The 19,636-nt window shown below is 65.4% G+C and carries 21 protein-coding genes and 1 pseudogene; 6 read left to right on the top strand and 16 right to left on the bottom strand.

The genetic code is table 11. From position 1 onward, the window contains the following. Positions 1 to 122: 122 nt before the first annotated feature. The 4 genes from FJ973_RS23085 to FJ973_RS23070 all read right to left on the bottom strand — a co-directional run bounded on the left by FJ973_RS23085 (position 123) and on the right by FJ973_RS23070 (position 2,924). On the bottom strand, positions 123 to 482 hold the full coding sequence (locus FJ973_RS23085; RefSeq protein ID WP_140500009.1) for an SPW repeat protein: 360 nt from the start codon (positions 480 to 482) through the stop codon (positions 123 to 125). A 207-nt stretch (positions 483 to 689) separates the two neighbouring features. Beyond that, complete coding sequence (locus tag FJ973_RS23080; protein WP_140500011.1) at positions 690 to 1,112, bottom strand: VOC family protein; 423 nt, start codon at positions 1,110 to 1,112, stop codon at positions 690 to 692. A 73-nt stretch (positions 1,113 to 1,185) separates the two neighbouring features. Beyond that, positions 1,186 to 2,271: a D-alanine--D-alanine ligase family protein gene (locus FJ973_RS23075; protein ID WP_140557866.1), complete on the bottom strand. Its 1,086-nt coding sequence runs from the start codon at positions 2,269 to 2,271 to the stop codon at positions 1,186 to 1,188. Positions 2,272 to 2,306: 35 nt separating this feature from the next. After that, positions 2,307 to 2,924, bottom strand: coding sequence for a C39 family peptidase (locus tag FJ973_RS23070; RefSeq protein ID WP_140557963.1), 618 nt, complete (start codon positions 2,922 to 2,924; stop codon positions 2,307 to 2,309). A 219-nt stretch (positions 2,925 to 3,143) separates the two neighbouring features. On the opposite strand from FJ973_RS23070, the gene FJ973_RS23065 reads away from it, so the two are divergent. Then, positions 3,144 to 3,614 carry a nucleoside deaminase gene (locus tag FJ973_RS23065; protein ID WP_140515996.1) on the top strand — a complete coding sequence of 157 codons (471 nt, stop codon included), beginning with the start codon at positions 3,144 to 3,146 and terminating at the stop codon, positions 3,612 to 3,614. A gap of 133 nt (positions 3,615 to 3,747) precedes the next feature. On the opposite strand, the gene FJ973_RS23060 is transcribed toward FJ973_RS23065, so the two are convergent. The 6 genes and pseudogenes from FJ973_RS23060 to FJ973_RS23035 all read right to left on the bottom strand — a co-directional run bounded on the left by FJ973_RS23060 (position 3,748) and on the right by FJ973_RS23035 (position 7,810). After that, positions 3,748 to 4,296, bottom strand: coding sequence for a YbhB/YbcL family Raf kinase inhibitor-like protein (locus FJ973_RS23060; RefSeq protein WP_140557864.1), 549 nt, complete (start codon positions 4,294 to 4,296; stop codon positions 3,748 to 3,750). 133 nt (positions 4,297 to 4,429) lie between these two features. Further along, a complete protein-coding gene (locus FJ973_RS23055) occupies positions 4,430 to 5,227 on the bottom strand; it encodes a hypothetical protein (RefSeq protein WP_140557862.1) in 798 nt (265 codons plus the stop codon). Between the two features lie 115 nt (positions 5,228 to 5,342). Beyond that, a pseudogene (locus tag FJ973_RS23050) lies at positions 5,343 to 5,507 on the bottom strand (PLP-dependent aminotransferase family protein); the annotation flags it as partial. Positions 5,508 to 5,518: 11 nt separating this feature from the next. Next, positions 5,519 to 5,899: an ester cyclase gene (locus tag FJ973_RS23045; protein WP_140500021.1), complete on the bottom strand. Its 381-nt coding sequence runs from the start codon at positions 5,897 to 5,899 to the stop codon at positions 5,519 to 5,521. Between the two features lie 110 nt (positions 5,900 to 6,009). Then, positions 6,010 to 7,179, bottom strand: a complete 1,170-nt coding sequence (locus tag FJ973_RS23040; protein ID WP_181170944.1) for a PLP-dependent aminotransferase family protein — start codon at positions 7,177 to 7,179, stop codon at positions 6,010 to 6,012. 178 nt (positions 7,180 to 7,357) lie between these two features. Then, complete coding sequence (locus FJ973_RS23035; protein ID WP_140500024.1) at positions 7,358 to 7,810, bottom strand: GNAT family N-acetyltransferase; 453 nt, start codon at positions 7,808 to 7,810, stop codon at positions 7,358 to 7,360. 236 nt (positions 7,811 to 8,046) lie between these two features. On the opposite strand from FJ973_RS23035, the gene FJ973_RS23030 reads away from it, so the two are divergent. After that, on the top strand, positions 8,047 to 8,694 hold the full coding sequence (locus FJ973_RS23030; protein ID WP_140557859.1) for a DUF922 domain-containing Zn-dependent protease: 648 nt from the start codon (positions 8,047 to 8,049) through the stop codon (positions 8,692 to 8,694). 16 nt (positions 8,695 to 8,710) lie between these two features. Here the strand turns inward: FJ973_RS23030 and FJ973_RS23025 are convergent, their stop codons facing one another. From FJ973_RS23025 to FJ973_RS23015, 3 genes are all read right to left on the bottom strand, one after another. Beyond that, positions 8,711 to 9,769 (bottom strand): Gfo/Idh/MocA family oxidoreductase, encoded by a 1,059-nt coding sequence (locus FJ973_RS23025; protein WP_140557858.1) that lies wholly within the window; start codon positions 9,767 to 9,769, stop codon positions 8,711 to 8,713. Positions 9,770 to 9,863: 94 nt separating this feature from the next. After that, positions 9,864 to 10,568 (bottom strand): SDR family oxidoreductase, encoded by a 705-nt coding sequence (locus FJ973_RS23020; RefSeq protein ID WP_140557856.1) that lies wholly within the window; start codon positions 10,566 to 10,568, stop codon positions 9,864 to 9,866. 121 nt (positions 10,569 to 10,689) lie between these two features. Next, positions 10,690 to 11,307: an XRE family transcriptional regulator gene (locus FJ973_RS23015; protein WP_140516014.1), complete on the bottom strand. Its 618-nt coding sequence runs from the start codon at positions 11,305 to 11,307 to the stop codon at positions 10,690 to 10,692. Between the two features lie 131 nt (positions 11,308 to 11,438). On the opposite strand from FJ973_RS23015, the gene FJ973_RS23010 reads away from it, so the two are divergent. From FJ973_RS23010 to FJ973_RS22995, 3 genes are all read left to right on the top strand, one after another. Further along, the gene (locus FJ973_RS23010; protein ID WP_140557854.1) at positions 11,439 to 12,572 is read left to right on the top strand and encodes an FAD-binding oxidoreductase; all 1,134 of its coding nucleotides are present in this window, start codon (positions 11,439 to 11,441) and stop codon (positions 12,570 to 12,572) included. Between the two features lie 50 nt (positions 12,573 to 12,622). After that, positions 12,623 to 14,227, top strand: a complete 1,605-nt coding sequence (locus tag FJ973_RS23005) for an ABC transporter substrate-binding protein (RefSeq protein ID WP_140557853.1) — start codon at positions 12,623 to 12,625, stop codon at positions 14,225 to 14,227. A gap of 183 nt (positions 14,228 to 14,410) precedes the next feature. Continuing rightward, positions 14,411 to 15,532, top strand: a complete 1,122-nt coding sequence (locus FJ973_RS22995; protein WP_140557849.1) for a serine hydrolase domain-containing protein — start codon at positions 14,411 to 14,413, stop codon at positions 15,530 to 15,532. Here the strand turns inward: FJ973_RS22995 and FJ973_RS22990 are convergent. Further along, complete coding sequence (locus FJ973_RS22990) at positions 15,495 to 16,049, bottom strand: cytochrome b (RefSeq protein ID WP_140500038.1); 555 nt, start codon at positions 16,047 to 16,049, stop codon at positions 15,495 to 15,497. The two genes, FJ973_RS22995 and FJ973_RS22990, sit on opposite strands and share 38 nt — an antisense overlap. 148 nt (positions 16,050 to 16,197) lie before the next feature. Beyond that, positions 16,198 to 16,917, bottom strand: a complete 720-nt coding sequence (locus tag FJ973_RS22985) for a 3-keto-5-aminohexanoate cleavage protein (RefSeq protein WP_140557847.1) — start codon at positions 16,915 to 16,917, stop codon at positions 16,198 to 16,200. Between the two features lie 205 nt (positions 16,918 to 17,122). On the opposite strand from FJ973_RS22985, the gene FJ973_RS22980 reads away from it, so the two are divergent. Then, the gene (locus FJ973_RS22980) at positions 17,123 to 17,320 is read left to right on the top strand and encodes a hypothetical protein (RefSeq protein ID WP_181165267.1); all 198 of its coding nucleotides are present in this window, start codon (positions 17,123 to 17,125) and stop codon (positions 17,318 to 17,320) included. A gap of 121 nt (positions 17,321 to 17,441) precedes the next feature. On the opposite strand, the gene FJ973_RS22975 is transcribed toward FJ973_RS22980, so the two are convergent. Then, complete coding sequence (locus FJ973_RS22975; protein ID WP_140557846.1) at positions 17,442 to 19,538, bottom strand: EAL domain-containing protein; 2,097 nt, start codon at positions 19,536 to 19,538, stop codon at positions 17,442 to 17,444. Between the last annotated feature and the right edge of the window lie 98 nt (positions 19,539 to 19,636).

Below are 19,636 nucleotides of genomic sequence, written 5' to 3'. Positions count from 1 at the left end.
GGCCTGGCCTCAGATTGCAAGCCGGCGACCCTGCCCTTCGCAGCCGGCGGCAAACGCAATGGGCAGACGTTCAAAGCCGGAAGGGGCCCCGCTCGCGCGCCGGCCCCGTCCTTGGTCAGCGGTCACGCATGTGCGTGCGGGTGACGGACGTCCCAGACGGCCCAACCCGATACGGCAACCACCAGCACGCCGAGAATGACGTGGGTGGCCATCGCATTCGTGTTCGCCATGAATTTGAGCAGCCAGGGCGACACGATCAGCCAGAGCCCGAGAACGACACCTACCCATTCCTCCCACTCGGCGAAGGCGGCAAGCGCCGCCACGGCCACCGCGCCCAGCACGACGCCGACAATCCAGGCGTTCCATGCGGGAGCGGTTTCAGCAGCGAAGCCGATTATCCAGGGTGAGATGAACAGGCAGACGGCAAGGACCAGATTGAGCCAGTCCTGGCCTTTCTTTCCTTCCATGAGTGTATTTGCCATGACAACCTCCATAGATGAAGCTTGGCCAAAGCGTTGTATTCGCGTGCAAACGCACGCTTAATGGTTGATGTAACTATGCCTCACATGGCCTTCAAGGCCTGCCCCACGGACGGGTCGCCTCCGCGTGGATCGAGCTCCCTCCACCCGATCGGGATCAACGAGACCGGCCACATCAAAGCAAAACCACCCGCCTCTTGTCGGCGCATTCTAGAACGTGATCTTCACCGAGGCGGCACTGCGGTTGGCCGCCCCGTGATGCACCGCTTCGATGTTGTTGCCGTCCGGGTCGAGAAGGAAAGCGGCGTAGTAGCCGGGGTGGTACCGGCGTTCACCCGGCCCGCCATTGTCCCTGCCGCCGCCGTCCAGCCCGGCCTTATAGAACGCATCGACCATGGCGCGGTCTTTCGCCTGGAATGCCAGGTGATGGCGACCGGTCAACTCTCCCCGAGCCGCCCGGCTGTCGGCGGTTGAAATGAAAAGCTCGTCGGCCCAGAAATAATCGGCGGCGCTGCCGCCGATCGGAATATCGAGCACTCGAAATACTGCTTCGTAAAAGCGGCGGCTGGCGGCGATGTCCCTGACCACTAGCTGGATATGATCGATGAGCCGGCCGCGATGCAGTTCTTCCATGCAAGCTCTCCTCTCGCCAAGGGCTCGAATCTAACTAGCTTCGCGTGATCCGCCGTCAATGCCGCGCCGAACGTCAGGACTTTCGCGCGGCATGCCGCGCCAGTGCGTGCTCGATCAGCACGTCGATGACCTGGCTGTAGCCGATGCCGATCGCCGCCAGCGCCTTGGCATACATCGAGATGTCGGTGAAGCCGGGCAGCGTGTTGACCTCGTTGACCAGCAGCGAGCCGTCAGCCCGCAGGAAGAAGTCGACGCGGGCCATCGCCTCGCAGCCGAGCGCCTGGAAAGCCCGCGCGGCCATCTCCCTTGCCTTGTCGGCGACGGCGGCCGGGACATCGGCGGGCACGTTCACCACGGCGCCGTCGGCGTCGAGATATTTGGCTTCATAGGTGTAGAAGCCGTGCTTGCCGGCCGGGATGATTTCGCCGGGCAGCGATACGGTCAGCGTTCCGTCGGCCCGCTCCAGCACCGAGCATTCGATCTCGCGGCCGTCGACGAACTCTTCGATCAGGACCTTGCCGTCGTAGCGGAAAGCCGTCTCGACGGCCCGTTCGAAGCCGTCCCGGTCGTTCACCTTGCTGACGCCGAACGACGAGCCCTGGCGCGCCGGCTTGGCGAAGAAAGGCAGGCCGAGCGCGCCGGCGATCTCCTGGAACGGCCCGACATCGTTTCGATGCACGGTGACGGAACGGGCAACCGGCAGCCCGGCCTCGCGCAGCAGCCGCTTGGCGACATCCTTGTCCATGGCGGCGGCCGAGGCGAGAATGCCGCAGCCGACATAGGCGACGTCGGCGACCTCGGCATAGCCCTGCACCGAGCCGTCCTCGCCGAAAGGACCGTGCAGCACGGGAAAGACGACGTCGACCGGCGGCAGGTCGGGCTGTGCTCCGCCGCCCCGTGCGGCCACCAGCCTGCCTCTACCACCGGGCAACAATGCGACCTCCACGCCGTCCTCAGACACCGGTGCCCCGGCTCTGTCGTCGCCAGCCTCGGAGGATGGTTGCAGCAGCCATCTTCCGTCCCTGGAAATGGCGATCGGGACCACCTCGTAGCGCGTCCGGTCGATGGCCTTCAGCACATTGGCGGCCGAAAGGCGCGATACGTCATGCTCGGCCGAACGTCCGCCATAGAGGACGGCGACCCTAATCTTGTTCTTCATTGAAAAGCCTTGTCCTTCATCGAAATCCCACAAGATCAAATGCTGACGGCAATGCCGCGATTGGCAAAGAAGCGATCGAAATCGGCGGCCGACAACACTGCGTTCGCCTGTGTGGCGCCGGTATGGCCGGACGGATTGTGAAAGCGAAAACCTTCATCCGATGCCGACATGACCAGCACCAGATGGCCGCCCTTGGACGGCGGCTCGCGCTCGGGCCAGCGGATCGAACTGCTGACCGAGGCGATGAAGAAGCGCGACTGCCCGAGGATCGCCGGAATATCCGATGTAGCGACACTGGTCATCACCTTCGCTTCCAGGCCGAATTCCGCCTTCACGAAGCTGACAAAGGGGGCGTAGATCAGGCCCTTGATCGATCCCTCGGTGACGACATAGCCGCCATAGCCAGTGCAGCGCCTGGCCAGTTCGATCGTCGGCACGATCTGGCCGCGCGCCGCCAGGATCATCTTGAGGCACGCCATGCCGCAGACATTGGCGGCCCACAGCGCGTATTCGTCGAGTGTGCGCGCGCCCGAGTTCTCCCACAGCGGATCGTGCCGCAGCGCCACCTCGGCGCCATCGGCAAGGACGGCCGAAGTCATATCGGGCGTCTCCCACTGGCTGAAAAACGGCACGGTCCCAGGCGGTGGGCTCATCAATTCCTCAAAACAGATCATTTCAATTTCGTATACAGGGATACGGGAGCGGAGAACAGTGCTTCAAACCTCATTCGCCTGATCAGGCGATGGCCCGCGCTCGGGTTTTGCCCGCCGGGCGAAGCTTGCCAATGCCCGCCGATCGGCGCACTCTCAGCCCTACGAAGCCGGTCGCCGGGTGTCGGTTCTTCTCCTCGCCCGTCGTGTTAGGATTGCGCAATGACCCGCGACCAGATGCTCGCCCACCTGCGTGCTGCCGACGCCGTCGCTCGCGAGGCGGCCGTGCACGGCCATCATCCGTTCGGCTGTGTGCTGGTCGGGCCGGACGATCGCGTGCTTATGCGCCAGGGAAATCTCGACACGGTGCGCCATGCCGAGACGGAGCTTGCCCGGCGCGCCGCGGCTGCCTACGAGCCGGATTTCCTCTGGTCCTGCACGCTGGTCTCGACCGGCGAACCCTGTGCGATGTGCGCCGGAACGCTCTACTGGGCCAATATCGGCCGCCTGGTCTACGGCTTCGAGGAGACGAAGCTCCTGGCGCTCACCGGCGATCACGCCGAGAATCCGACGATGAGCCTGCCCTCGCGCACAGTGCTCGCCTCGGGCCAGAAGAAGATCGAGGTCTTTGGCCCCTTCCCCGAGATCGAGGACGAGCTGATCGCGCCGCATCGCGATTTCTGGACGCGCTGACGCGCCGGCCGAGGCCGCGCGCAAAGCCGCCAGATGGCCACCGGAACGGAATTCAAACGATCTCTTGGAACGTGTTTGCCAACAGCGCCGTCAATGCGCTGGTGGCCCGGGCGACTGCCTGAACCGGTCATGCTTACCGCCCATAGGTGTATGTCACGCTGGTCTCGCCGAGCGCCTGGCTCTTCGCGGCCACTGCCACCATTTCCGGAGAGGGATTCTCCGGCGCGCGCAGCTTCGGCGCGCCGAGCGCATAGAGCGTGAAGACATAGTGATGCGTGCCGCTGCCGGGCGGCGGGCATGGCCCGAAATAACCCGCGCGGCCGATGCCGCCCTTGCCGAGCACCGTACCCTTGGGCAAGCCCTTGCCGCGCTTCGAGCCCGCCCCTTCGGCCAAGCCCTTCGCGCTTGCCGGGATGTTCCAGGCCAGCCAGTGCCAGAAACCTTTGCCGCCGCCGGCGTCGGGGTCGAACATGGTGAGCGCGTAGCTCTTGGTGCCGACCGGCGGGTCCTTCCATCTCAAAGCGATCGATACGCTTTGCCCGCTGCAGCCGCCGGCCTTGTCGCCGAGATATTTTTCGGGCCATTTGCCGTTGGAAACCGACGGGCTCGAAATCTCGAAAGCCGCCGCCTGATTGGCGAGGCCGAACAGCACCAGCACGGCGAAACCGAAGCGCAAGCTCATGGCTTCCTCCACGTCCAGCCAAGATGCCGACGAGTTTAGCCGAAAAGCGGCCCGAAATTAGGCAATTTGGCGCGAAAATGCTGGTGAGGGCTGCTGGAACCGTCGATCCTCCCGACATGGGCTGCCGACGGCGCTATTCCGCCGCGCTGCATTCTTGGGTCGGCTCAGCCGCCGGCGGACCGATCGCCGAGATCCAGAGCCGGTCGATGTCGGCTAGCTGCGCGCCGTCGATTTCGTCGAGATGGTTCCAGTACATGCCATCCTCGTAGAAATAGCCGAGCTCGCGCTCGATTTGCTCGGCCGCCTCGACCCTATGCTGATGGATGCCCGCACGCGCATCCATCTTCATGCCGGCGAGGCGCTCGGGGGACAGTAACCACAATTCCTCGAAGGACAGCCTTGGGAAGACCAGGCGGCTTTGCGGCAGGTCCGACAGGTTGATGCAGAGCGTGCCGCGTCGCAGCGCATGAATGAGCAGGCGGGCGGATTTGGCCTCGAGGCTCTGCAGCGTGACATCGTCGCGCAGCGGGTCGGCGCGGCCGATGCCGTAGAAATGGGTGTCGCCGGCCGTGTCGTAGATCATGTCGCAGCCGAGGAAGGCGAGCACGTCCGGCCTCTGGCTGTGGACGGCCCAATAGGCCGCTGTCAGCGACATGGTGGCGCCGGCATAGACGAAGCCGCCGAAAGTATTCTGGGCCGGCACGTAATGCGCGGCGCTGAAGATCTCGGCCTGCCGCAGCGGTTCCAGAGGCGGCATCCGGTTGGACGGGAAATCGCCGGCATGTACCAGCACGTCCCAGTCGGGGCGCACGCGCCAGGCATTGTTGATGGCGACGATGCTGGCGAAGGTCTCCTTCGGCCAGGCGGCGCAGCGCACGACGTCGGGCGCGCTGCCGAGAAGCAGCGTCACTCTGGGCGTTGCGGAGACCATGACATCCTCATTCGACCGGCAAAGGCACGCCCGCATTTACCGCACGCCTTGCCAGGCGCACAAGGGCTGCCGACAAGCCGGCCTGACGCCCCGGGGCCAGGAATCCGGTCGGTTGCTAGTTCCTCAGCAGCTTGGCCAATCTGGGAATGCCCTCGGTCACAGCGCGGCGGTCGGCCAAGGTGAAGGACAGCCGCAGCGTGTTGCGCCCGGTGCCATCGGCGAAGAAGGCGCTGCCGGGCACGAAGGCGACACGCGCTTCCTTCACCGAGCACGCCAGGAGAGGTTCGTGGTTCAAAGCTGGGCTTCGATGGCGGCCTTGTCGATGATGGACCACACGAGCCGGATCTTCGCGCCGCGAAATTCATAGAAGACGTTCTCGGCGAAGGACACTTTCCGGCCGTCTACGGCAAGCCCGAGGAAATTTCCCCTGGGCGTGCAGTCGAACATCAGGCGGCTCGCGACATGAGGCGGATCGCAGACCAGCAGCCGGATATCGAAACGAAGATCCGGAATGTCGTCGAAATCCTTCTCCAGCATCGCACGGTAGCCGGAGAGACCGATCCGCCTGCCATTGTGGGACACGTCATCGTCGACGAACTGCCCGAGGTTCGGCCAGTCCTGCCGGTTGAGGCAGGCAATGTAGTCGCGGTAGATACCGGAAAGGTCGGTCATGGCGCATGAACCCGCGTTCGTGGACACAAGCCTATTTTGCACCAGCAACAAGTCAGGGCAACCCGGGTTTGTTCGCCGCTGGGGCGATGCGCCGTCGTTTGGCCGGCGCCTTAAGCCTTGAGCAGCGCCGCCAGCCGCGGAATGCCCTCGCTCACCGCGCGCCGGTCAGCGAGCGTGAAGGACAGCCGCAGCGTGTTGCGCCCGGTGCCATCGGCGAAGAAGGCGCTGCCGGGCACGAAGGCGACACGCGCCTCCTTCACCGAGCGCGCCAGGAGCGTGGTGGCGTCAGCGCCTTCCGGCAGCGTCACCCAGACGAACATGCCGCCTTCCGGGCGGCTCCAGGTCACGCCTTCCGGCATGTTGGCCGCGAGCGCGCCGAGCAGGCCGTCGCGGCGTTCGCGATAGGCGCCGATCAGCTTTTCGACCTGGGCCTCGAACACCGCTTCGGCCGCCCGGTGCATCACCATCTGGTTGATCGACGGGCTGTGCAGGTCGGAAGCCTGCTTCATCAGCACCAGCTTCTCCACCACGTGACGCGGCGCGCAGACCCAGCCGACGCGCATGCCCGGCGACAGGATCTTCGAGAACGAGCCGCAATAGAGCGTGCGCGCCTTGTCGATGCCGCCGGATCGGGCGCAGTCCAGCGCCAGGATCGGCGGCACGCTTTCGCCATCATAGCGCAGCGCCCGGTAGGCGGCGTCCTCGACGATTGCGATGTCGAGCTCGCCGGCAAGGTCGAGCACCGCCTCGCGCTGCTGCCTGTCCAGCGTGTTGCCGGTCGGGTTGGCGAAATCCGGCACCAGATAGGCGAACTTGACCCGGCCGCCATTCGCCGCCGCCGCCGCGCGATAGGCATCCGGCGTCATGTTACCGCCTTCCGGCCGCAGCCGGTCGTAGCGCGGTTCATAGGCGTTGAAGGCTTGCAGCGCGCCGAGATAGGTCGGCCACGTCACCAGTGCGGTGTCGCCGGGCGACAGCAGCAGCTTGCCGATATAATCGAGCGCCTGCTGCGAGCCCGAAGTGATGAAGATGTTGGCTTCCTCGCAGGCGACGCCGAGCTTGCCCATCTGCCCGGCGATCCATCGCCGCAGCGGCAGATAGCCCTCGCTCACCTGGTACTGAAGCGCGGCCCCCGCCTCGCCGCCGCCGAGCACGTCGGCATAGGCGTCGCGGATCGCCTCGGCCGGAAACAGCGCCGGATCGGGAATGCCGCCTGCGAAGGAGATGATGTCCGGCTGGTCGAGCAGCTTCAGCAGCTCGCGGATTTCCGAGGCCTTCATGCGCGACGAGCGCGACGCCAACAGGTTCACAAGGGTCAAGCACGCCTCCCCGGACGCATCGAATATAGGTCAACTTAGCTGACCTATATCTGGTCTCGCCGCAAATTGAATAGGGCCTGCTAGCCTTCCCGCATGCGCCAGCCGCCCGCCTTAGCGGAAAGCGACGGCCCCGCCTGCGCTACAAGGTCTTCTTGTAGCCGAGATGGGTGCCGGTGAAGCCGAGGCTTTCATAGAAGCGGTGCGCGTCCGCTCTGGTCTTGTCGGTGGTGAGCTGGACGAGGCCGCAACCGCGCGCCCGGCATTGATCAACAGCCCATTCGATCATCAGCCTGCCTATGCCTTCGGAACGGCGGTGCCCGGCGACCCGCACCGCCTCGATCTGACCGCGCCAGGCGCCCTTGCGCGACAGCCCGGCAAGGAAGCTGATCTGCAAGGTGCCGACCACGTCGGCGCCATCGACCGCCACCGCCAGCAACTGGTTGGGGTCGGCATCGATGGCGTTGAAGGCATCGACATAGCCCTGCGCCAGCGGCAGCGAGGCATCCTCTCTGGCCGCGCCAAGCGGATCGTCCGCCAGCATGGCAACGAGGGCAGGCAGGTCGGAGGCCAGGGCCTTGCGGAAGGTGATCATGAGCACGACTTACGGCGACGCGCCGGCGCCGGCAAGGCCGTTGGTTTGGAAGCCTCACCCTATCTTCGTCATCCTAGGGTCTGCGCCGCGTCGCTTCGCTCCTTGCTCCGCCCTAGGATGACGAACCGAGGGAACTTCTTCAACCCCATACCCATCCTGGTCTTGCCGCACGGCGCCAGCGCCTCCCTCCAACACATTTGCAGCACCCGCCGGCAGCATATAGGAAAAGCCACAAGATGGCATTGGCGTCGGCGCCGGTCCTGGTTTCGCGGAGAGCGGTGTTGAGAGCATGTGTTCGTCTGTGCCTGTCGCTGGTCGCGGTGCTCGCCTTGCCGCTTGCCGCCCATGCACAATGGAAGCCCGTCGAGACGGTCAAGCCCTACGCCATTTCAGGCCGGACCGGACAGGAGCTCTACCGGTCGATCGGCGAGAACGGACCGCTGATCCGCGGCGCCAAAACGCGCACCATCGCCTACACCAATTTCAAGCTGACCTGGACCAGGGACTACCAGAACAAGGGCGGCGATTGCGTCCTGGCATCGGCCAGGCCGAAGCTGATCATCACCTATGCCTTGCCGAAGCCGTCAGGCTCCCTGCCGCCGGCCGTGCAGAAGAGCTGGGACAGCTTCATCGCCGGCGTCGCCGCCCATGAGAAAGTGCATGGCGCCGATATCATCGCCATGGTGCGCAAGATCGAGGCGGCGACCGTCGGCCTCAGCGTTGCCGACGATCCCAAATGCGCCAAGATCCGGACCGAGATGACCAGGCGCCTCTCCGAACTGTCGCAGGCGCAGCGGCAGGCAAGCCGCGATTTCGACCGCGTCGAATTCGGCAATGGCGGCAATTTGCAAAAACTGGTTTTTGGCCTCGTGACCGGTCCCTGAGAGGAAGGCGCCACCCTCACCGCGTCTGCGCGCTCGCCGCGAGCTCCGCCCGCTTCTCGTCCGACACCACGGCCAGATCCAGCACCTTCTGCAGTTCGGCGGCGTGGCGGAAGGACGGTTCGGCCTGCACGCCGGTCCGCACCGCGTCGGCGAAACGCTGGTAGTTGGTCGCGACCGTGCCGGCGTCGAGCTCTTCCCATATCCCGTCGTCGACATTTTCGCCGAGGCAAGCCTTGAGCGACGAGCCGTCGAGATTGTGTACCACTTCGAGACCGCCTCTGTCGCCATAGATGCGCAGGCGCAATTCGTTGAGATGGCCGGTCGCCCAGCGGCTGGCATGCACCACGCCGAAGGCGCCGTTGGAGAAATCCACCGTCATGGCGAAACTGTCATTGGCGTCGAGCCCGTAGTCGCCGATGCGGTTGCCCGGCGCCTTGTCGAAGGAACGCAGCCGGCAGAACACATGATCGATGCCGAGGGCCGCGCCATAGCTGGCGAAATCGAGGATGTGGATGCCGACATCGCCAAGCACGCCGTTGGAGCCGTGGCCGAGCGACAGCCGCCAGAGCCATTTCGGGTCGCTGCGCCAGTCGCCCCAGAATTTCGACACCAGCCAGCTCTGCAGATAGGACGCCTCGACATGCCGGACCGTGCCGATCTCACCGGCCTGCACCATCCGGCGGGCTTTCTGCAGCGCAGCGACATTGCGGTAGGTGAGGTTCACCATGTTGACGATGCCGGCTTTCTCGGCGGCCTCGGCCATCTCGATCGCCTTGCCGAAATTCTCGGCCAGCGGCTTCTCGCACAGCACCGGCTTGCCGGCCGCGATCAGCTGCATGGTGGTCGGGTGGTGGATGCGGTCCGGCGTGACATTGGCCACGGCGTCGAAAGCGCCCCATTTGAGCGCCTCGTCCAGCGCGGTGAAGCGGTTGGGAATGTTGAAGCCGTCGGCGAATTCGCCGACGCGCGCCGGATCGAGGTCGACGGCCCCGACAATGTCGACGCCATCGATGGCGCTGAATTGCCGTGCATGTTCCTGCGCCATCCAGCCGGTGCCAAGTATCAGAAGCCGCATTTTTCCTCCTTGGTGCGAGATGTCGTCGCGTCAGGCGGGATGCCGGATCGCCTCCGCGACGCGGGTCGGACAGGCCTTCCCTCCCGGACCCGCCTCAAATAGCGCGAATGATCCCGCCGTCGACGCGGATGTTCTGGCCGGTGATGTAGCCGGCGCCTTCCGAAGCCAGGAAGGCGATGGTCGCGGCGATCTCTTCCGACGTGCCGTAGCGCTGCATGGGCACGGAGTCGCGGCGTTCTTCCGTCGCCGGCAGGCTGTCGATCCAGCCGGGCAGCACATTGTTCATGCGCACATTGTCCGCTGCATACGTGTTGGCGAATATCTTGGTGTAGGCGGCAAGGCCGGCGCGGAACACGGCCGAGGTCGGGAACATCGGGCTCGGCTCCACCACCCAGGCGGTCGAGATGTTGATGATGGCGCCGGCCTTCTGCTTGACCATCTGCGGCGCCACGATGCGCACCGGCCGGATGACGTTGAGCAGGTAGACGTCCATGCCGGCGTGCCACTGTTCGTCGGTGATCTCCAGGATCGGCGCGCGCGGCCCGTGGCCGCCGCTGTTGACCAGAACGTCGATGCGGCCATAGTGCTCCAGCGTCAGGTCCGCGAGGCGCCGCAGATCCTCGTTCGACTGGTTGGAGCCGGTGACACCGATGCCGCCCAGTTCCTTGGCCAGCGCCTCGCCCTTGCCGGACGAAGACAGGATGGCGACCTTGAACCCGTCCGCCGCCAGCCGCTTGGCCGCTGCCGCCCCCATGCCGCTGCCGCCGGCCACGATGACAGCCACTTTTTCTGAACTCATTGGGTTTTCCTTCTCGGGTTGGCGGGAATTTCGTCTCAGCGGTCATATAGCCGGTTTCGTCGGCCGCTTCGAACCAGAAAGGCTGAACCGACCTGAAGAAAAATGCGACGCGCCAACCGCCCTATCCTTCCACCGTCTCCAGCACGCTGAGCAGCGTGCCTTCCATGTCGGGCTCGTCGCCGGAGCAGACGCACAGCATTTCGGCGTCGCCGTCGCCCACAGAGAGGTAGGCGTGGCCCATGGTGGAATCGATATAGACGCTCTCGCCCTGTTTCAGCCGCACCGGCGCGTACTGGTCGGTGTGCAGCTCGATCTCGCCCTTGAGCACGATCAAAAATTCCTCGCCGGCATGTTTCGTCAGCGGCCCGAACTCCTCGGGCGTGCGGGCGCGCGCATAGGCGTGGATCGGCACCATGCGCTTGCGCACCAGGTCGGTGGCCAGGTACCGGTAGTCGTAATTGCGGGTCAGTTGGCGCAGTGTGTTGGACGGTGACGTCACGGAGCGGCGGGTGCGCGCCGCCGGCTGCTTGCGGTCGCCGCTGAGCAGTTCCGTTACATGGATGCCGAGCCCTTCGCAGATCTGCAGCAGCTTGTCGTAACTCAGCGACATCTGGTCGTTCTCGACCTTGGACAGCGTCGACACCGCGACACCGGTGAGCCTGCTCACCTCCTGGAGGGTCCAGCCATGCGTCTTCCTCAAGCCGCGCAGGCAATCACCCAGCTTCGGTTGCTCCGACATATCAGCTCCATGCCGCGGGATCGCGCCGCTCCATCCTAGGTAATTGAACTTCCCGCCGTCATCAACAACGCCAACAATTTTCTTATACGCTAAATATTGACTGGATAAGAAATTATTTTTACGACTGGACGATGCAGTCGAATTCACTCCCGAAAATCGTCGTCATCGGCGGCGGCATTGCCGGCCTCTCGCTTGCCGCCGAGGTGGCGGACTGGGCCGACGTCACCCTCATCGAGCGCGAGAGCCAGCCGGGCTATCATGCCAGCGGCCGCTCGGCCGCCCTGTTCACCGAGACTTATGGCAACCGCCTGGTGCGCGCGCTGACGCTGGCGAGCCGCCGGGCGATCTTCGACGGCGGCTTCGTCGCGCATCAACGTGGCGCGCTGCATGTCGGCCGCGCCGATGACGGCGCGGCCGTCGACCGGCTGGCCGGCGAATTGCAGGCCATGGTGCCGAGCGTACGCCGCCTCTCCGCCGCTGAGCTGCATGCGCTGGTTCCCGTCATCGATCCGCAAACCACATGCGGCGGTGTCCATGAACCGGGTGCGGTGGACGTCGATACCGGCAAGATGCTTGCGGCCTGCGCTTCGGCACTGAAGGCCAGGGGCGGCATCATGCGCACGAGCGAAGAGGTGCGCGAGGTCGCGCCCGCCGGCAATGGCTTGCGCGTCGCCACCAGTGCCGGCGCCTATCCCGCCGACATCGTCGTCAACGCCGCCGGCGCCTGGGTCGATGTCGTGGCCGGCCTGGCGGGGCTCACCGGCCTCGGCTTCCAGCCCAAGCGGCGCACCGCCTTCCTGTTCGACCCGCCCGCGGGCGCCGACATTGCCGGCTGGCCGCTGGTGGTCGATCTGCACGAACAATTCTACTTCAAGCCAGACGCGGGCAGGCTGATCGGCTCGCTGGCCGACGAAACCGATTCCGAGCCTTGCGACGCCTGGCCGGAAGACATCGACGTCGCCATCGCCGTCGACCGGATCGAGCAGGCAACGTCCATGCGCATAGGCCGCCCGTCGACGCCCTGGGCCGGCCTGCGCACCTTCGCGCCCGACCGCACGCCGGTCGCCGGCTTCGACCCGCGCCTGCCCGGCCTCTTCTGGCTCGGCGGCCAGGGCGGCTATGGTTTCCAGGTGTCGCTGACATTGGCGCGGCTCGGCTCGGCGCTGATGCGCGGCCAACCCTTGCCCGACGATGTCACCGCGCTTGGCGTCACCGCCGCGGGGCTGGCGCCCGACCGCTTCCTGGCCCCGGCGGCGAAGCCATGAATTTCATGCCCTTCCCTCAACCAGAAAAAGTGTCATCAGGAGCGTTTGCGATGAAATCCACCGTTCTGCGCACAGTGCTTGGCTCGACCCTTCTGGCCTCGTCCGTCCTTCTCGGCGGGCAGGCTCATGCCAAGACGCTCGTCTATTGCTCGGAGGCCAATCCCGAGACCTTCAACCCGGCGATCGGCATCGCCGACTCCACCATGGATGCCGCCGCCAAGACGATCTTCAACCGGCTGGTGGAGTTCAAGCCGGGCACGACCGAAGTCGGACCGGCGCTGGCCGAGAGCTGGGATGTCTCGCCGGACGGCAAGACCTACACATTCCACCTGCGCCAAGGCGTGAAATTCCAGTCGAACGAGCATTTCACGCCGACGCGCGAGTTCAACGCGGACGACGTCCTTTACACGTTCAACCGCCAGCGCGACGCCAACAATCCCTACCACAAGCTCGGCGGCGGCTCTTACGAATACTTCAACGCGCTGGGCATGGGCACGCTGATCGACAAAATAGACAAGGTCGACGATTACACCGTGCGCTTCACGCTGACGGCCCCCAACGTCACCTTCCTGGCCGGGCTGGCGCTCGACTACCTCTCGATCTTGTCGCTGGAGCAGACCGAAAAGATGGTGGCCGCCGGCACGCCGGAGCTGATCGACAGCCAGCCGGTCGGGACCGGCCCGTTCATGCTCGAGGCCTATGTGCCCGACAGCCAGGTGCGCTACGCCGCCAACAAGGATTACTGGCGCGGCGCGCCGAAGATCGACACGCTGGTCTTCGCCGTCACGCCCGAGCCGACCACCCGCGTCGAGCGCCTCAAGGCCAATGAATGCCAGGTGGCGGCCCCGCCCCCGCCCAGTGCCGTCGCCGAATTGCGCGCCGATCCAGACATCACGGTCCTCGACCTCAAGGGCCAGAATATCGGCATCCTCGGCTTCAACGTCGAACATCAGCCGCTGGGCGATGTCCACGTGCGCACCGCGCTTGCCAAGGCCGTCGACCGCAAGGCAATCGTCGATGCCGTCTATGCCGGCGCCGGCACGGTTGCCGGCAGCGTCGTGCCGCCGGCGCAGCTCGGCGCCGTCACCGATGCCGGCATCGACTACGATCCCGACGGCGCGAAGAAACTGCTGAAGGAAGCAGGCCACGAAAGCGGCCTCAAGATCAGCCTATGGGCGATGCCGGTGTCGCGCCCCTACAACCCCAACGCCAAGCGCATGGCCGAGATGATCCAGGCCGACTGGGCGAAGGTCGGCGTGCAGTCCGAGATCGTCAGCTTCGAATGGGGCGAATATCTCAAGCGCACCGCCGCGGGCGAGCAGGACGCTTTCCTGCTCGGCGGCAGCAGCGACAATGGCGATCCCGACAACATGCTGAGCTATCTCCTGTCCTGCGACGGCGTGAAGGGTGGCTCGAACCGGTCGCGCTGGTGCGACAAGGATTTCGAGAAGCTGCTGGATGAAGGCCGCGTCGCCGCCGACCCGAAAGAACGCGCCGCGATCTACGGCAGGGCGCAGGCAATCCTGAAGGCCGAGGTGCCGGTGGCGCCGATCGCCCATTCGCTGGTGGCGATCCCGATCCGCAAGAGCGTGCTCAACTACATCCTCGACCCCTTCGGCCGGCAGAATTTCGCGGCGGTCGATGTGGCTGAGTGAGGGCAGGCGCTCCCTGTCCTTCCCCCCTTGTGGGGGAAGGTGGATCGGCGCGCAGCGCCGAGACGGTTGAGGGGTGTTCCAGCGGAATGAGACGTTGGTGTTCCCTGGAGCACCCCTCATCCGACCTCGCTTCGCGAGGCCACCTTCTCCCACAGGGGAGAAGGAAAAAAGAAAGCGATATCAATGCCGAAAGACCTGACCTCCCTCCTCAACAGCTACCTCGCCGACGGCGCGGTGGGTGCCTCGCTGGCCTATTCGACAGGCGCCGCGCCAATCGCCCTCACCGCGGGCCTAGCCGATCGCGCACATGGCACATCAGTCACACCGGACCAGTTGTTCAAGATCGGCAGCTGCACCAAGACCTTCGTCGCCGCCGCCCTGGTCAAGCTCGCCGAGACCGGCAAGCTCGAGCTCGGCGCGCCGATCTCCTCCTGGTTCCCGGATCTGCCGGGCGCAGGGAATATTTCGGTGCGCCAGCTGATCAACCATCGCAGCGGCCTGCCGGAATTCGAATATTACATACCGATGGATCCGGGCCGGCAATGGACGCCGCAGCAGCTGGTCGACATCGCCTTCGCCTCCGACAAACAGAAGGCACCGGGCGGACCCGCTGTCTACAACAACACCGGCTATGTGTTGGCCGGCATGGTGATCGAGGCCGTCACCGGCCAGTCGCTCGGCGCCTATGTCAGAAGCGCGGTCCTGCGGCCGCTCGCCCTGGAAAACACCTGGTCGCCAGCCACCGAAGCATTCCCGGAAAGGTCGATGGTGCGCGGCTACTACCACCGGCCGCCGCTGGCGCCGGGCGCACCGACAGACATCGCTTCCGGCGGCGAGATGTGGCGCATGGACGGCGTGCTGCCCTACTCCGACGAATTGCAGGATTCTTCCGATTCCTTCCCATTCGGCGCCGCCTATGGCTGCGGCGACATGGTGTCGACGCCGTCCGACATGGTGAGCTTCATGCGCAGCCTGTTCTCCGGCAAGCTCTTGTCGCCGCCTTTCTTCGCCGAGATGTTCGAACGCCGCGTGCCGGCGAGCTTCCCGGGCACCCGCATGCGCGAGACCGGCGCCGGCATGTTCCAGAGCGCCTATGCCGACCGCGCCTTCTACGGCCATCAGGGCAGCATTCCGGGCTATGTCGCGGTCATGCTGCATGATCCGGCGACCGGTCTTACCATCGCCATGGCCAGCAATGTCGGCTCCGGCAACCGCCTGTCCTTCCAGGCCAGCGGCCTGCATCCCGTGGTGGATCAGGCGATCCGGATCATTCTGGAGCAGCCAAGCCGGGCAGCATCTGGCTGAGCACGCGATCTCGCAGAAGAACGTGGTGGAAGACGGCCGCCGCGGCGTGCAGGCCGGCCAACCACATGAGGATGTCCCCAAGCGTGCCGTGGATTTCCGCCAGCGAAGCGCCGACGTCCCATGGGGCGAAAAGCGGACCGATCGGACCGAAGCCGTACACCGTGACCGGATGGCCGCCAAACCATGCGCCGAGCATGGCGGTCACCGGCACAGCGAACATCAACGCGTAGAGCGCCCAATGTACCGCCTTCGACCCGACATACATCCAGGCGGGCATGGACGGAGCGTCGGGAATGCGATCGAACAGCCGCCAGGCCAGGCGGATCACCAGCAGCCAGAAAACCGCGAAGCCGAGCGATTCATGAAGCAGCAGCATCGAGGCCCTGGGCGCTGAATAAACGCGTGTAGGAGGACCGCCTGCCGAGACCAGGAAGGCGATGAGCACGAGCAGTGCCGTCAACCAGTGGAATGCCTGGGCAAGGCTTCCGTAGCGAGTTGTGGTACCGGACAGTGACATGCAGGAACTCCGCGGCAGTTGCACAAGGCTCCCCGCGCCAGGCCGAATTTGCCTTTATTTAGCTGCGCCTCGAGTGAGAACGATTTATGGCGGAGCAGGTCGGGTCGGCTTGTCGCACCGGCTGCACAGCCAAGGCGCTTGAGACCCTTCAGGTTTTCGACCAAAACACCGCCGCCGCCCCCGCGACGATCTCCGCATTGTCCAGCGCCACCTTTCCATCGGGAAGCGTCCTGCCGTCTTCCAGTCCGACTCGCGTCGACCAGCGCCTTCGACGCGCCAGCTCCACGAACGGCCAGACCGTGGCGTCGGCGCCGTGCAGCAGGATCGGCCGCCGCACCCCGGCGCGGTCCAGCGCGGCGACGATGCCGTGTGCCTCGGCGAGTGCGGCGGGCAATTCCTGTATGTCGATCTCGATCAGGATGCGCAGCACCCGGTCGTGATCGGCAAGACTGACGAACCGCTCGGCATCTTCCGTTGTGGCAAGGCCGGCCTCGATGCCGACGCCGCGCTGGCGCAAAAGCTCCATCACGCCGGGCGCGTCGGCCTCCGAAAGATTGACCGAGGCATAATCTGGCAGTTCGCGCCAGCCGGCGATCGCCGCGCGGGTGCGCTCGACGTCATTCTCGATCCAGGCGCCTGTCGACACGCCGATCGGCGTGCCGGGACAGGCCCGACGCACCGCCAGCACGGTCGCGTCGACGGCGGCCAGGCTCTCGCGCCCGTCCGCGCCACGCGGATGGATGTGCAGCTCGGCTGCGCCCGCGACGACGCAGGCGGCCGCATCGCTCGCCATCGCCTGCGCCGTCAGCGGCAATTTCGGATGAAAATCGCGCGGTCGTGCGCCATTGATGCAGGCCTGGACGATCATGGCTGCCATCCTCGGACAAGGGAGTAGCATTCTAGCCGCGTGGCAAGGCATGGCAAAGGGGTTGGGCGTTGTCTCTCCTGACAGCCACCGCCTCGCCCTTCTTGCCGGAATCCCCCGGCATTTGAATAAAATCCGCCTGTGGATATTTACCCTGCGTTCCGCCGGACCGGCCAAGGTATATTAGGGCGAGGTAATGGAGGGATCATTGACCAGCGATTTTTCAGCCGCCCGGGTGCATCTCGAACGCGCCTATCACTATTTGCGCGGCGACGACGAGACAAGCCGCTCGGCATGCGAAGCCCTCGACCTGCTGATCGAAGCGGTCGCGGAGGCGCAGCACAGGCGATCGGAGGCAGAGGTGTTGGAGTTTCCGCGATCGGCACGGTTCGCCGACCGCCAGTGATCGTTCCACCGCGCCCGGCCGACCTCCCGGAGCCGTTCCAGGGCCGTGCTTAACAGCTCTTCGGGATTGCCTAATGGAGTGTTGGAGTGGCTCGGCGATTCTGGCGGGCGGCTTGCCCGCTTCAGGCGCGCCGCCTGTCGGGCGTTCCGGCCGTCGCGCGCGAAACGATCGCCTCCAGCGGCTCGGGACGATGCAGAAAGAAGCCCTGACCGTTGGCGACCCCCATGTCCTGGAGCATCGCCAGCGTATCGTGCCGTTCGATCTTCTCGCCTACCACGGCGAAGTCGAGGCTTCTGGCAATGCCGGTCATCGCCAGCACGATCTCGCGGTCGAAGCGGCTGTCGGTGATATGTTCGATGAACGAGCCGTCGATCTTGATCGCATCGACGGGAAAGCGCCTGAGATACTCGAACGAGCTCATGCCGGCGCCGAAATCGTCGAGGCTGACCCGGCAGCGTCGCTCACGCGCCTTGCGCACGAAGTCCTCCGCGGCATCGAAATTGGTGACGGCCGCGGTTTCGGTGATCTCGAATCCGATGCCGGAATGCGGCGCACCGGTTTCCTCGATGGTGTTGTCGACGAAATCCCACAGCCCCGGATCGCTCAATGTCTGAGCCGACAGGTTGAAGCCCAGCGTCAGCGCCCCGGCACGCAGCGCCGGTCCGTGCCGCAACAGCGCCGTGCGAATGATCCAGCGGTCGAGTTTCGAGGCGATACCGAAACGCTCGGCCACCGGGATGAATTCGCCCGGCGGCACCAGCCGCCCGTTGCGCGCGGCGAGCCTCGCCAGCACCTCGACGTGCCGGCACTCTTGCCATGGCTTTCCCAGGAGATGGATTTCCTGGCCGAACAGTTTCAGCCGCCCGTCGTCCATGGCATCGACGGTGTCGGCTGCGATGCGCGCCGCGTTGAGTCCGGCTGCCCCCGATCGCGCCGCGGCCGAAAACACCGCGAAGCGGTTGCGTCCCGCCGCCTTGGCCGCGTAGCAGGCGTCGTCGGCGCAAGCCAGCGCATCGGCCACGGTGGTCGTGGCATCATCGATGAAGGCGATGCCGATCGAGGCCGCCAGTCGGCGCGATGATGCGGCCGGGCCGAGATCGGCCTCGCGCACTGCCCCAAGCACGGCGCCGGCGATCCGCTCGGCCTGCACCGCGTCGCAATGCGGCACCAGCAGCGCGAACTCGTCACCGCCCAGGCGCGCCGCATGCGCCGACGGCGGCAGGCAGCCGCGTATGCCCCCCGCGACGCTCTTCAGCGCCAGGTCGCCGGCGGCATGCCCGGCGAAGTCGTTGAGCGCCTTGAAGTAATCAAGGTCGACATAGAACACCGCCAGCGGCGCTCCCGCCGCGATATGCTCGCCAAGCAGCCTGTCGAAGGCGGCGCGGTTCCACAGGCCGGTCAGCGCGTCGTGGCGGGCGGCATAGGCCAGTTCCTGTTCGCGCAGCTTGTCCTCGGTGATGTCGCGCACCGTGCCGAGGATCTGGCCGGCGGCACCAGCGGCGGCGACGAAACGCACCAACGATTCGACATGACGGATCTCGCCGTCGCGCCTGATGATGCGGTATTGCGCGGCAATGACGCCGTCGGTTTCCAGCGGCGCCCTGTGGGCGCGTTCGGCCGCCTGCTTGTCGTCGGGATGCAGGTAGCTGTGCCATAGGTCTGCCGTCACCTCGTCGGTAACGGCGACAAGGCCGAATATTTCCCTGGTGCGGGAATCCCAATAGCTTTTGTTGCTGGCGATGTCGTAGTGCCAGATGCCGGTGCCGCTGGCCGCGAGCGCCAGGCGGAAGCGGATGTTGACCTGTTCCAGCGCGGCCTCTGCCGCCTTCTGTTTCGAAATATCAGTCTGCACGCCCATCAGCCGGATCGGTTGGCCGTCGCGGTCGCGTTCGACGATGCCGCCGCGGTCGAGCACCCAGACCCAGTGGCCTTGCTTGTGCCGGAGCCTGAGCTCGGTCTCGATGGTGTCGGTCAGGCCGGCGATGTGACGGTCGCCGCTGGCCAGCGCCTGCTCGCGATCGTTGGGATGGGTAAGCCGCAGCCAGAGGTCGCTGCTGTTGGCAAGCTCGCTTTCGTCATAGCCCAGCATCCGCGCCCAGGTGGCGGAATAGAAACACTCGCCTGTCCGAAGGTCCCAGTCCCAGACGCCAAGTTGGGCGCGCTCCAGGGCCTTCTCCCAGAACGTTCCATTACGGCTTTTCTTGTCCTGACCCGCCATCTTCCGTTTCGTCCAACCCCGCCGGGGGCATTCTGCGGCAAAACCAGAGAAGAAAGCGTTACCGCGCCGGTGGCTGCGCCGCGTTCCTCGCTTGCGGT

It is taken from the genome of Mesorhizobium sp. B2-1-3 (genome assembly GCF_006442495.1).
GTDB lineage: Bacteria > Pseudomonadota > Alphaproteobacteria > Rhizobiales > Rhizobiaceae > Mesorhizobium.
This window is presented reverse-complemented; position numbering and strand designations above follow the sequence as displayed.